We start from the raw sequence: 11,593 nt of genomic DNA, 5'->3' as shown, positions 1-11,593 counted from the left end.
AACTCCGATTCAATATCGGAATCAAGCCTTAAGTAAAACGATATAAAACTAACGTCCAGTTTTAGGGGTTAGCTTCACAATTTATATTGATAACAGGTTTTTTGTTTACTAACTGTATTAAAATAATATTTTATTTAAACATGGATATGCAGTTTTTCTAAGATAGGAATAATTTTATCGCCTAGTATCTTCTGTGCCAGGTCAGATTTGATAGCCGCAAAGCCATAAAACAAGCAACCCACAACTACCGTGACAAAAACAATGACAAGTGACTGTAAACTACTTGCAGGATTCAAAAACAGTTCAAGACCTTTTTCCGTAGCCAAAACCAGCAAAAACATGATCACGGAAAAAGCAGTAATTCCGATAAAACGCCTTCTTGTACGATTTTCATTGAAATTATAGCCAACCTTAAGATGTTTTAAGGCCATAAAGATAATAACTAGCATTCCCAAATTAGTGGCAATCAATGGTCCAAATATTTTAAAGACATAAATCATGGGGTATTGCATTAAAATCTTAATGATTAACCCTAATACTAAATACTTTATGGCAAGACCATTTTCGGATAATCCCTGTAAAATTGCCATCAATACAGTGAATAAACCTAAACTTATTGCTGTAAATGATGAAAGATATAAAACATTTGAACCTAACTTGTCATAACCATAAAAAATTGTATAAACCGGTGTAGAAATTGCTGCCATACCAAAAGAGGCTGGAATCATGACAAATAGAAACAGATCTAAAGTATTACCTATTTGATCAGAAATACCTTTAAAGTCATGCTTGGTATGGGCTGCTGATAACAAAGGAATCGCTGTTACAGCCATCGCGCTGGCAAGAGATACAATAATCATAATCAGCTTATTAGCATTGAGAGCAAATAACGCATACCAAGTCTCAATTGTATTATTGGAGGCATTAATTAAATTACCAATCATAGGATGAAAGGTATATTGATCCACCAGATAAAAAAGCTGGATACCAGCATCAATAATAATAAACGGAATTGCCTGAGCAATAATTTCTGCAAAAAGAGCAGATGTTGAAACTTGGATTTCATTATTAGAATTTTCAACTAATTCATTAAGCTTGTTACGCCGCGAAAGCAAAAACCAAGATAGTACGGCAATTCCAAAAATTGCTCCGATTGCTGCAGCTAAATTTGACTGCACAACAGCGTCAACAAAGTTGCCGTGTTGCACCTGCATAATTACATAAGCAGTTAATAACATCCAAATAACCCGCGCCAGCTGTTCCACAAACTGAGACATGGCCGATGGCATCATGTCCTCATAGCCCTGAAAATATCCTCTCATAATGCTTAAAACAGGGATGATCAGGATAGCATATGACAGACTACGCATGACTTTTACCTGTCTGGGATCAATTTGCGAACCATTAGATGCCAAAAAAGGCGAAGCAAAGTACATTATTGTAGCTGAAATGATACCCAAAATTACCATTAAAATTAGACCACGATGAAAAAGTTTACGTCCTACACCGTACTCATTAAGCGCATTATATTTTGCCACCTGTTTCGCGACAGCGCCAGGAATTCCTGCTGTAGATATTAAAATAAAAATACTATAGATATTATAACTTCTAGCAGTTAATGCATTGGCAATATTGCCGTAAGGTGACATCCAATAAAACCATGGAATAATATAGAGTGCCCCTAAAATACGTGAAGTAATAGAGCCAAAAGTCATCCATGCACTGCCCTTAATGAAGGTATTTTGTGTATTTTCTTCAGATAAATTATTTTCTCTCATTAATATTCCCTAAATCTAGTTTACTAACTATATTATTGTGAATGAAAAAAGGCAATTAACAACAAATATACTTTGCACTTTAGGAAAAATTAACTTTATTTAGCTACAATATTGACAATTTTATTCGGTACAACAATGACCTTTTTTACATCTTTGCCTTGCAAAAACTTCTGCACATGTGGCAGAGCTAATGCCTGCTTTTGAACTTCACCTTTATCCAAATCAACAGCAGCCGTAAAATTCCCACGCAGTTTGCCATTAACTTGTACCATAATTTCAACCGTTGACTCAACTAATTTAGCTGGATCATAGGTTGGCCATTGGGCAAATGTTACAGATTCGTCATGACCGAATATTTGCCAGATTTCTTCCATCATGTGTGGAGCAATCGGCGCTAAAAGCGTGATGAAACCTTCTGCATATTCTCTTGGAATAGCTTTAGCTTTCTGCGCTGCGTTAATAAAGACCATTAACTGAGAAATTGCGGTGTTAAAGTGTAAATCATCAAAATCTTCAGTAACTTTCTTAACAGTTTCATTATAAACTTTATCTAAAGTACCGTCGTTCTCCTCTACGATGTTTTCTTGAGGAATAGCTTTAAGATCCAAATCGTTAACAAATAAACGCCAAACTCTGTCCAAGAACTTCTTGGTTGAAGCAGGACCGTTGTCATCCCAGTCAATAGAAGCATCAAGGGGGCCCATAAACATTTCGTACATTCTCAGACTGTCTGCACCATATTCATCAATTACGTCATCTGGATTAACCACATTGCCCTTTGACTTAGACATTTTATCATGGTCTTTCAGAATTAATCCCTGATTAAACAATCTTTGAAACGGCTCTTCATTTGGAACAACACCCAAGTCATATAAAACCATATTCCAAAATCTAGCATAAAGCAGGTGACGCACAGCATGCTCCGCACCACCGATATAAAGATCAACAGGCATCCACTTTTTCAGCAATTCGAAATCAGCTAATTTATTATCATTGTGCGGATCAACAAAGCGCAGGAAGTACCATGATGAACCCGCCCAGTTAGGCATAGTATTAGTTTCACGTTTACCCTTACGGCCGTTTTTATCAACTACATTAACCCAATCCTTGAGGTTTACTAAAGGACTTTCTGGTGTGCCTGACGGCTTGATGTCAGTAGCATGAGGTAAAACGAGTGGTAATTCATTTTCTGGAACCAGCGTTGTTTCTCCATCTTCCCAGTGAATTACTGGAATTGGCTCACCCCAATAACGCTGACGACTAAATTCCCAGTCACGTAATTTGTAATTAACTTTTTTCTCTCCAGCGTGGTGTTCAGTAAGCCAACCAACAATTTTCTCTTTAGCTTCTGTATTGTTGAGCCCATTTAGGAACTCAGAATCTATGTGAGGACCATCACCGGTATATGCTTCTTGTGCAACATCTCCGCCCTTAATAACTGGTTTAATAGGCAAATTAAATTTCCGAGCGAACTCATAATCACGGGAGTCGTGCGCTGGGACAGCCATTACGGCACCAGTCCCATAACTGCCAAGAACATAATCAGCAATCCAGATTGGAATTTCTTTGTCATTTACAGGATTAATGGCATAGGCACCTGTAAACACACCAGTCTTGGTTTTATTTAAATCTGTTCTTTCAAGGTCGGACTTAGATTCAATTTGTTTAATATAGGCGTTAACTTCATCTTTTTGACCATCGGTCATTATTTTCTGGACTAATTTATTTTCAGGCGCTAAAACAGCATAGGTTGCACCAAATAAAGTATCTGGACGGGTACTAAAGACATCAAATGTTTCATTAGAGTCTTTTACTTTAAAAGTAATTTGTGCACCCACAGAGCGACCAATCCAGTTACGCTGCATTTCCTTAATATTTTCCGGCCAGTCAAGATTATCAAGGCCAGCTAGAAGACGATCTGCATATTTAGTTATTCTCAGCATCCACTGCTTCATATTGCGCCGATAGATCGGGTAACCACCGCGTTCAGTCTTACCATCAACAATATCTTCGTTAGCAACTACTGTACCTAAATCAGGTGACCAGTTAACCGGAGCTTCTGCTTCATAGGCCAAACCATTTTTATACATTTGTTCAAATGTCCATTGCGTCCACTTGTAATATTTTGGATCACAAGTTGCAAGTTCCCTGTTCCAGTCGTAGGAGAAACCGAGAGTATTTAGCTGCCGTTTAAAATTGGCAATATTTTCAGTAGTAACAAGAGCCGGGTCTTGCCCAGTCTGAAGAGCATACTGTTCAGTCGGAAGACCAAAAGCATCCCAGCCCATTGGGTGAAGGACGTTATAGCCTTGACTACGTTTCATCCTTGCAATGATATCTGTTGCTGTGTACCCTTCCGGATGTCCTACATGCAGTCCTTTACCAGATGGAAAAGGAAACATATCTAAAACATAATAATTTTTCTTTTTCGGGTCATTACCGGTTTTAAATGTTTGATTTTTTTCCCAGTAATCCTGCCATTTCTTTTCGACAACTTTGTGATTGTACATATTTTTACCTCATAAAAAAAGTCCTATGAAATATTTTTTCATAGGACGAATAATCGCGGTACCACCTAAGTTCCACACTAAATGCGTGACACTCATGCCCCTTAACGCGGATAGCAAACGTTAGATTTGTCCCAGGCTCAGTTCACAATTCGCTTCTCAAGTCTTGCACCTTCCGACTCTTCTCTATAGAAAAACAAAATTGCTACTAGTTCCTGATCTTTATTTTTTGACCAATAATGATTATAATTTACCACAATGAATAAAAAAAACAAGGGGAGAAAGTTTTTGAACAAAACAATTAAGACAAAAAGAGACACCATAGTACCTGCTACAATCTTTTTGATTACTTACGCAGCGTGGGCAATTTTGGTTGCTTCCGAAAATCAGTTTATCCAAAAATTTGATCAAACAGTTATAAATATTATCTGCAATAACAATCCTGCTGTAATCAAATTTGCAACAACATTTACCAATTTAGGTAATACTAACGTAATTATGATTGAAACAATTATCATGGTAATTGTTTTGGCATTTTGCAGAAAGTTTGCCTATGCATTTTTTACTGCTGGAACTATGATTGCGGCTAATGGCTACAACTGGATCATCAAACATGCAATAGCTCGTCACCGACCGCTTACCCAACACCTTGTGGCAGCTCACGGCTATAGTTTTCCATCAGGACATTCTGTTGGCAGTGCCACATTATTTGGGATTTTGATTGTTTTAACAATTTTATTAATTAAAAACAAAACAGTTAAGACTTGTTTGTGCATCATTTGGGCCTGCTTTCCAATATTAATTGGTTATACAAGGATTTTCAACCATGTTCACTATCCCTCTGACGTGGTTGGTGGTTTTTTAGAAGGAATTGCATTTCTTTTGATTGGCTATTCTTTCTTATACCACTATTATTTAGAAAAGCAGAGTGCACAAGGTACCCTCTATTAAGTAATGAAGAGTTCTTATCAATTAGTGATTTGAACTCTTTTTTTGCTGCCCTAATTTGGAATTTAGCTCAGTCAATTGCTAAGCGATTAATGATATTTTGATATGCAGGATATTGTTTTAGTAAATCTGCCTTTTTAAGCATCTCAAAGTCATGATAATCAAATCCTGGTGAAACAACACAGCTTACTAAACAAAAACTGTTTGGTTTAGTAACTTCTGATGCAAAAATGGTGTGTTTGGGAACTTTGAATTGCATACATTCTCCAGCAGAAACATTTTTGCCTAACTTAACAGCAGTGTATTTACCTTCTGGAGAAATACAATGAATAGTAATTGCTTTTCCATCGTGATAATACCACATTTCATCATGATTCAGCCGGTGAAAGTGAGAACAACTCGTATCATCAAGCAAAAAGTAAATTGAAGTATAATAAAAACGCTTTCCATTACTATCCTTATCATAAAATTCTTCGTCACTAGTATAAACTTGTCTGAACCAGCCACCTTCTTGATGAGGTTCAAGATTTAAATTTTTGATATAGTCGTCTCTTTGCATTTTTTCTCCTTAATAAATTTCGCATAATTAAATTTCTTTATTATAAATTTAGATCACTTTGTCTTTATTGTCAGCTGAAATTTTAATAGGCAAACAATGTCTATTAAAACTAATATTGCACATACTATATGTTGGTGTGTACAACATTCAAAATAATTTGTGAAGAACATCCAAAACTAAAAAAAGATATGAAAACAGAATTCAAGAAACATATCATTTTTTATTTCATACCAAATAAATTTGCCTCACTTTGCTCTTAAAATCACTCGGTAAATTCAGTCCTTTAATCAGATAATTATCAAAAACGCCAAAATTTTGCCTAATAGCAGAAAAATACCGTTCTAAATATGACTTTTGAACCGTTAAAGCTACAGCAACATCTTTTAATTGTGAACTTGTTAATTGATCTCTTAAGTAGTCCAAAATTTCCTGATTTTCCTGCTTACGCGCCTTAATAGTTTTTAGATAATCCGCAAAGATTTGATCGTCACTTACTCCCAAGCTTTTCAAAATTAAAGCAGCTGCTACTCCTGTGCGATCTTTGCCCGCAAAGCAATGAAATGCAGACGGAACAGGATCATTTACGAGAGTCATTAAAAATTGGTGATAGCCATTTTGAGCTGACTTTTGTAAAGCCAGTTCTTCATAGGTGGTAAGCATATCTTCTTCAGCTTGGTTATTGCCAGAAACAATTTCATCAACACTGGCTTGATTAACTTGAGCATCTTTTAAGACATCAATTACAACGTAATCTAATCCGGACCACAAATAATCTGGAAATTGTTTTCTTTCTTCTTCACCTCTAAAATCAAAAACTCTCTTAATTTGATATTTATCTTGGACTTGATCTTTTTGATAAGGCGTCAAGTTATACAATTGTCCACACCGAAAAAGTAGCCTATCTTTTACTTTTCTTCCTGCAAATCCAGTGTAACCACCTAAGGAACGCCAATTAGTAATTTCCCTTGCCATTTTTCTACTCCAATTATTTATTAAATTTAATATTGCTTATTATAATTTTTAAGGCTAAATATTTCTACTAATGAAAAAATTTTAAAATAAAAAACCTGCTGGCAAATAAACCAGCAGGTCTGTTATAAATCTAACTACTAATTAGCTTTCTCTTTGCTTTTATAAATACAATTAAAAATAACAGATATTATTATAGCAGCAAGCGAAACGAAGTAAACCCCTTTTAAAGCACTGAAAAGTACTTGCCTTAATTGTGGAATTAAGTTCGCAGATAGTTCTCGGGCTTTAGCTGATGAAACTATTTTGTTCATCATGCCTTGTGTTAAATTCGGATGTTTTGCAAGTTGATGTGCCACCACAGTATTAAAAGTAATACCAAAAATGGAAACCATCATAGTCTGACCCAAATACCTCATTAAAGTATTAAAGGAAGTGGCAACACCAATATTTTCTTTAGAAACTAAAACCTGTGACCTGACCTGTGATGCGGTTAGAACTCCACCAAAGGAAAAGCCATTAAGCGTTGCTATGACGCAAAATACCCAAAACGGAGTATGAATAGGAACAAGCAGTAACATACAATCAGCCACTAAAAGAACTGTAAGCAATCCAAAGAAGGTTTTTCTCACACCCCAGCGACTTAGCATGCCCCCGATCAAAAATGAACCTACAACCCACATAACAGAACTTGGAGTTACGGCAAAACCTGCTATAGTAGCAGAAGTTCCGTTAATGCCCTGCATCCATGTTGGAATATAAAACTCAAAGCCAATAACTACCCCTGCTACAAGCAGGGTAATCATATTGACAGCTAAGAACTCTCTGCCCTTGAGCATTGAAAGTGGCATTATCGGGTCAGCGGCACGCTTTTCTTCATGATAAAAGATAATTGTACTAACGATGATTAAAGCAACCAAAGCAGCTAAAATAAGCGGTTTAATGGTGCCAAGATCTTGTAATGTAAACATTAAGGTCAAAAGCAAAACAACTAGCCAAAATGTTCCTTTAACGTCAAGTTTAGTCTTTTGCTTATTCTTTGGTTCATTTAAGAAAAAGACAATTAATAAAAGTGCAATGATACCAATTGGCACATTAATGTAGAAAACCCAGTGCCAAGAAAGATTTTGCACAATAAAGCCACCAAGTAATGGAGCAATGACTGAAGCTACGCCCCAAAAACCAGAGTTGAGACCCAGCATTTTTGTTCTTTTTTCCAGACTATATAAATCTGCAATTATGGTCATCGCAACTGGTTGAACAGCTCCAGAACCCAGTCCCTGAATAACACGGAATAAAATTAGTTCAACCATATTCTGAGCCTGACCACAAAGAGCAGACCCAATCACAAAAAGAGCTATTCCAAATAGAAAAATTGGTTTACGACCAAAGCTGTCTGCTAATTTGCCATATAAAGGAGTTGACACAGCAGTCATAAACAAAAATATGGAAACAACCCAATTCATAATTTCTAATCCATTTAGATCGGAAACAATTGTCGGCATTGCAGTAGAAACGATTGTACCTTCGATGGCGGTCATAAATGTCGTCATAAAAATCGCAATCATTACTACTCGTACATTTGTCTTCTTCACAATTACAACTCCTTCATTAGCTGCTAAAATTATTTATTTTCATGAACAAAATTTAAAAGATCTTGAACTTTGTCCGTTTGCTCCCATGGTAAATCAATATCTGTTCTGCCAAAGTGACCGTATGCTGCTGTTTGCTCATAAATTGGCCGCCTTAAATTAAGCATTTTTATTATTCCAGCTGGGCGCAAGTCAAAGACCTTACGTACTGCTTTTGTTAAAAGGTCATCACTTACTTTACCAGTTCCGGCTGTATCAACCATGACTGAAACGGGATGAGCAACACCAATTGCGTAAGCTAATTGAACTTCACAGCGATCAGCCAAACCTGCAGCAACAATATTTTTAGCCACATATCTGGCAGCATAACTGGCACTGCGGTCAACCTTTGTCGGATCCTTTCCAGAAAAAGCGCCACCACCGTGGCGAGCATAACCACCGTAAGTATCAACAATAATTTTACGTCCAGTCAATCCTGAATCACCTTTAGGTCCACCAATAACAAAGCGACCTGATGGGTTAATTAGAAACTTGGTCTTTTCATCAAGGTATTTAGCAGGTATTACCTTTTTAATTGCCAAATCAATCATAGCCTGGCGAATTTCCTCATTTGAAACCTTATCATCGGTCTGTGTTGAAATAACAACGGTATCTACACGTGTTGGTTTTTGTTTTTCATCATATTCAACAGTCACTTCTGCCTTAGCATCAGGTCTAAGCCAAGTTAAAGTACCGTCTTTACGTAGCTTGGCAACCTGTCTCATCAAGCGATGAGCAAGCGAAATAGGCAAAGGCATTAATTCAGGCGTTTCGTTGATTGCAAAACCAAACATTAAGCCTTGATCTCCAGCTCCAATTTGATCAAGCTGATCTTCGTCAGATTGATTTTCACGCGTTTCAAGAGAATGATCAACGCCTTGAGCAATATCAGGTGATTGTTCATCAATATCAATTAAGACAGCGCAATTATTGCCATCAAAACCAAGTTCTGGTTTATCATAGCCAATTCTCAAAACTGTCTTGCGAACAATTCCTTGAATATCAACATAAGCACTAGTTGATATTTCACCAAAGACATAGACAATACCAGTATTGACGATGGTCTCACAAGCTACATGAGCTTGAGGGTCTTTGGCAATAATAGCATCCAAAATTGCATCAGAAATCTGATCAGCAATTTTGTCTGGATGACCTTCAGAAACAGATTCTGAAGTAAACAAACGTTTTTCCATATTAGTCCCCCTATAGACAATAGCTATTCGGTTACAAGGCATCTCCGTTTAAGGATCCTCTCAGGACTTGAACCGATTTTTTAAAATTTCCGTTCTATGTTCTTATATATTATATTGATAATAAAAAAAGCTACCGCATGTTCGGTAGCCATAGAACGATGGAGGATACAGGGCTCGAACCTGTGACCTCCTGCTTGTAAGGCAGATGCTCTCCCAGCTGAGCTAATCCTCCAAAGTGACCCGTACGGGATTTGAACCCATGTTACCGCCGTGAAAGGGCGATGTCTTAACCGCTTGACCAACGGGTCATTGTTCTGAATCAAAGCACTTTTAATAGTATACCTATTTTGAAAGAAAATGCAAGGATTCAATTTATTAGTTAATCAATAAATAATGGCGGCGCGAACTTCCCTTCACACCACCATCATTATGGAGGATACAGGGCTCGAACCTGTGACCTCCTGCTTGTAAGGCAGATGCTCTCCCAGCTGAGCTAATCCTCCATTTTGTTGTCATCTCTCGACCACTCTTAATAATTTAGCATAAGTTTCTATTTATGTCTACATTTTTTTGAAATTTTTGTTTGATTCAGGTAATAATTATAAATTTAATACCTATAAAGCCATTGTTTACAAATAGTTAATTAAACTTGAACTTAGTAGAAACTATATCTAATTTAATTTTTATTATTAAAATACGGATTCAATATTTATCTGTGAAAAAGTATAGTCTCTGTAGCTCAATATAAAAATAAATAAAATTTAGATAAAATATTTTTATTTTATCCGAATCGGTTACTTTATATTATTCTACTCTGGTTCTGCACTTACTACATCTGAAATCCATATATCTTGAGTATTATCGCCTGCAGCCATAAAGATCAGTTCGGGCTGGTCATCATCTTCATTCTCGATTTCTTCAACAAAAATAGTTTTTTTGCTCCCATCTTTAAGTGTAAAAGTAACCTTTCTTGCACGAAAATTGGCAATTATTTCTGGTAAAGTCATTTTATGCGGATCCATATTTAACCTCCATATTGATTTTAAGTAAATTTAGTTCTATTTTCTTTTGACATCTGTCAAACAACCTAGGATGCTCAATTTCATATTGCAATTTTCGGTCCTCTTTTTATAATAATATTAAATTTGCTTCTTATTTTTTTATCAATGTTTCTGCTTTTTTAATAATCTTTTTCAAATCGTTGAGCCATATATCTTTTTTTGTCTCATCGTAAGATTCAGTAAATTCTGGAATTACATCATTTAAATAATCTTCCATATTAGGATTGTCTATTGCTAGTTGATCTGTTTCATCCGCAAAATAATCTTGAATAGTAAATACATATATATAAAGTTCTTTAGCTTTAAACGCTCTCTTTAAAACATTTATTGCTTCTTTCTCACTTGCCTTCAATTATACTCCGCTTCCTTTCTAGTTCATGTTACATAATCATAGTTATTATTTCTCTTATATCAAACTATTTTATTAAAGTTATTTTCTAATAGAATTTAGTAGACTTTATTTCTTAAGTTTATTGTTAAAAATATTTCATTAACATTTTAAAGTTACATGTTTGCCAAGCAAATCTCTAATCTTCCTGCTTATAAATTCGGCCAAGCCCCACTTGTTCACTTTGTTACTGATTATATTATGATTACAGTTTAAATCAATTAAAGTAAAGTAAGATCAGCAGATAATAAAATTATTCCATTAATCTTAGTAGGTTCATACAGTAAGTTCGGAAAGTAGCTTAACTTTCAGGATTCACTTCGAACTTTTTATAAATTAAAAGCTGCTAAACATAGATTTAGCAGCTTTTATTATTTTATTTACGGAGTGTGAGAGATTTGAACTCTCGATACAGGATTAACCCATATACATGATTTCCAATCATGCTCCTTAAGCCACTCGGACAACACTCCAAAATTGAACTCCGGCTGTCAGACTCGAACTGACGACATCTTGATTAACAGTCAAGCGCTCTACCAACTGAGCTAAGCCGGAATGC

The 11,593-nt window shown here is 35.9% G+C and carries 9 protein-coding genes, 5 tRNA genes, 1 riboswitch and 1 other annotated feature; of the genes, 1 reads left to right on the top strand and 13 read right to left on the bottom strand.

Annotation, left to right across the window (positions count from 1 at the left end; all coding sequences use genetic code 11):
* Positions 1–134 precede the first annotated feature (134 nt).
* Positions 135–1,778, bottom strand: a complete 1,644-nt coding sequence (locus tag LDM92_RS09525; RefSeq protein WP_223903038.1) for a putative polysaccharide biosynthesis protein — start codon at positions 1,776–1,778, stop codon at positions 135–137.
* Between the two features lie 95 nt (positions 1,779–1,873).
* Positions 1,874–4,288 carry a leucine--tRNA ligase gene (gene leuS / locus LDM92_RS09520; RefSeq protein ID WP_223903037.1) on the bottom strand — a complete coding sequence of 805 codons (2,415 nt, stop codon included), beginning with the start codon at positions 4,286–4,288 and terminating at the stop codon, positions 1,874–1,876.
* Between the two features lie 38 nt (positions 4,289–4,326).
* Positions 4,327–4,516 (bottom strand) — a binding site (T-box leader).
* A gap of 27 nt (positions 4,517–4,543) precedes the next feature.
* On the opposite strand from leuS, the gene LDM92_RS09515 reads away from it, so the two are divergent.
* Positions 4,544–5,236, top strand: coding sequence for a phosphatase PAP2 family protein (locus LDM92_RS09515; protein WP_223903036.1), 693 nt, complete (start codon positions 4,544–4,546; stop codon positions 5,234–5,236).
* 67 nt (positions 5,237–5,303) lie between these two features.
* On the opposite strand, the gene LDM92_RS09510 is transcribed toward LDM92_RS09515, so the two are convergent.
* From LDM92_RS09510 to LDM92_RS09460, 11 genes are all read right to left on the bottom strand, one after another.
* On the bottom strand, positions 5,304–5,792 hold the full coding sequence (locus tag LDM92_RS09510; protein ID WP_223903035.1) for a cupin domain-containing protein: 489 nt from the start codon (positions 5,790–5,792) through the stop codon (positions 5,304–5,306).
* A gap of 225 nt (positions 5,793–6,017) precedes the next feature.
* Positions 6,018–6,764, bottom strand: coding sequence for a tyrosine-protein phosphatase (locus LDM92_RS09505; protein ID WP_223903034.1), 747 nt, complete (start codon positions 6,762–6,764; stop codon positions 6,018–6,020).
* A gap of 137 nt (positions 6,765–6,901) precedes the next feature.
* Positions 6,902–8,356: an MDR family MFS transporter gene (locus tag LDM92_RS09500; RefSeq protein WP_223903033.1), complete on the bottom strand. Its 1,455-nt coding sequence runs from the start codon at positions 8,354–8,356 to the stop codon at positions 6,902–6,904.
* Positions 8,357–8,385: 29 nt separating this feature from the next.
* The gene (gene metK, locus LDM92_RS09495) at positions 8,386–9,585 is read right to left on the bottom strand and encodes a methionine adenosyltransferase (RefSeq protein ID WP_223903032.1); all 1,200 of its coding nucleotides are present in this window, start codon (positions 9,583–9,585) and stop codon (positions 8,386–8,388) included.
* A riboswitch (SMK box riboswitch) is annotated at positions 9,583–9,663 on the bottom strand. Its footprint overlaps the gene before it by 3 nt.
* An 81-nt stretch (positions 9,664–9,744) precedes the next feature.
* A tRNA-Val gene (locus LDM92_RS09490) sits at positions 9,745–9,817 on the bottom strand.
* Between the two features lie 4 nt (positions 9,818–9,821).
* Positions 9,822–9,893: transfer RNA gene (locus LDM92_RS09485), tRNA-Glu, on the bottom strand.
* Between the two features lie 122 nt (positions 9,894–10,015).
* A tRNA-Val gene (locus tag LDM92_RS09480) sits at positions 10,016–10,088 on the bottom strand.
* Between the two features lie 306 nt (positions 10,089–10,394).
* Positions 10,395–10,607 carry a hypothetical protein gene (locus tag LDM92_RS09475; RefSeq protein WP_223903031.1) on the bottom strand — a complete coding sequence of 71 codons (213 nt, stop codon included), beginning with the start codon at positions 10,605–10,607 and terminating at the stop codon, positions 10,395–10,397.
* Between the two features lie 130 nt (positions 10,608–10,737).
* Positions 10,738–10,998: a hypothetical protein gene (locus LDM92_RS09470; protein WP_223903030.1), complete on the bottom strand. Its 261-nt coding sequence runs from the start codon at positions 10,996–10,998 to the stop codon at positions 10,738–10,740.
* 419 nt (positions 10,999–11,417) lie between these two features.
* Positions 11,418–11,507: transfer RNA gene (locus LDM92_RS09465), tRNA-Ser, on the bottom strand.
* Positions 11,508–11,516: 9 nt separating this feature from the next.
* Positions 11,517–11,589: transfer RNA gene (locus LDM92_RS09460), tRNA-Asn, on the bottom strand.
* Between the last annotated feature and the right edge of the window lie 4 nt (positions 11,590–11,593).

The sequence above is a fragment of the Lactobacillus laiwuensis genome, assembly GCF_019972835.1.
Classification (GTDB): Bacteria; Bacillota; Bacilli; order Lactobacillales; family Lactobacillaceae; genus Lactobacillus; species Lactobacillus laiwuensis.
This window is presented reverse-complemented; position numbering and strand designations above follow the sequence as displayed.

Coding starts and splice junctions, on each gene's coding strand:
- LDM92_RS09525 (WP_223903038.1), bottom strand. CDS start 1,778: ATGAGAGAAAATAATTTATCTGAAGAAAATACACAAAATACCTTCATT.
- leuS (WP_223903037.1), bottom strand. CDS start 4,288: ATGTACAATCACAAAGTTGTCGAAAAGAAATGGCAGGATTACTGGGAA.
- LDM92_RS09515 (WP_223903036.1), top strand. CDS start 4,544: ATGAATAAAAAAAACAAGGGGAGAAAGTTTTTGAACAAAACAATTAAG.
- LDM92_RS09510 (WP_223903035.1), bottom strand. CDS start 5,792: ATGCAAAGAGACGACTATATCAAAAATTTAAATCTTGAACCTCATCAA.
- LDM92_RS09505 (WP_223903034.1), bottom strand. CDS start 6,764: ATGGCAAGGGAAATTACTAATTGGCGTTCCTTAGGTGGTTACACTGGA.
- metK (WP_223903032.1), bottom strand. CDS start 9,585: ATGGAAAAACGTTTGTTTACTTCAGAATCTGTTTCTGAAGGTCATCCA.
- LDM92_RS09475 (WP_223903031.1), bottom strand. CDS start 10,607: ATGGATCCGCATAAAATGACTTTACCAGAAATAATTGCCAATTTTCGT.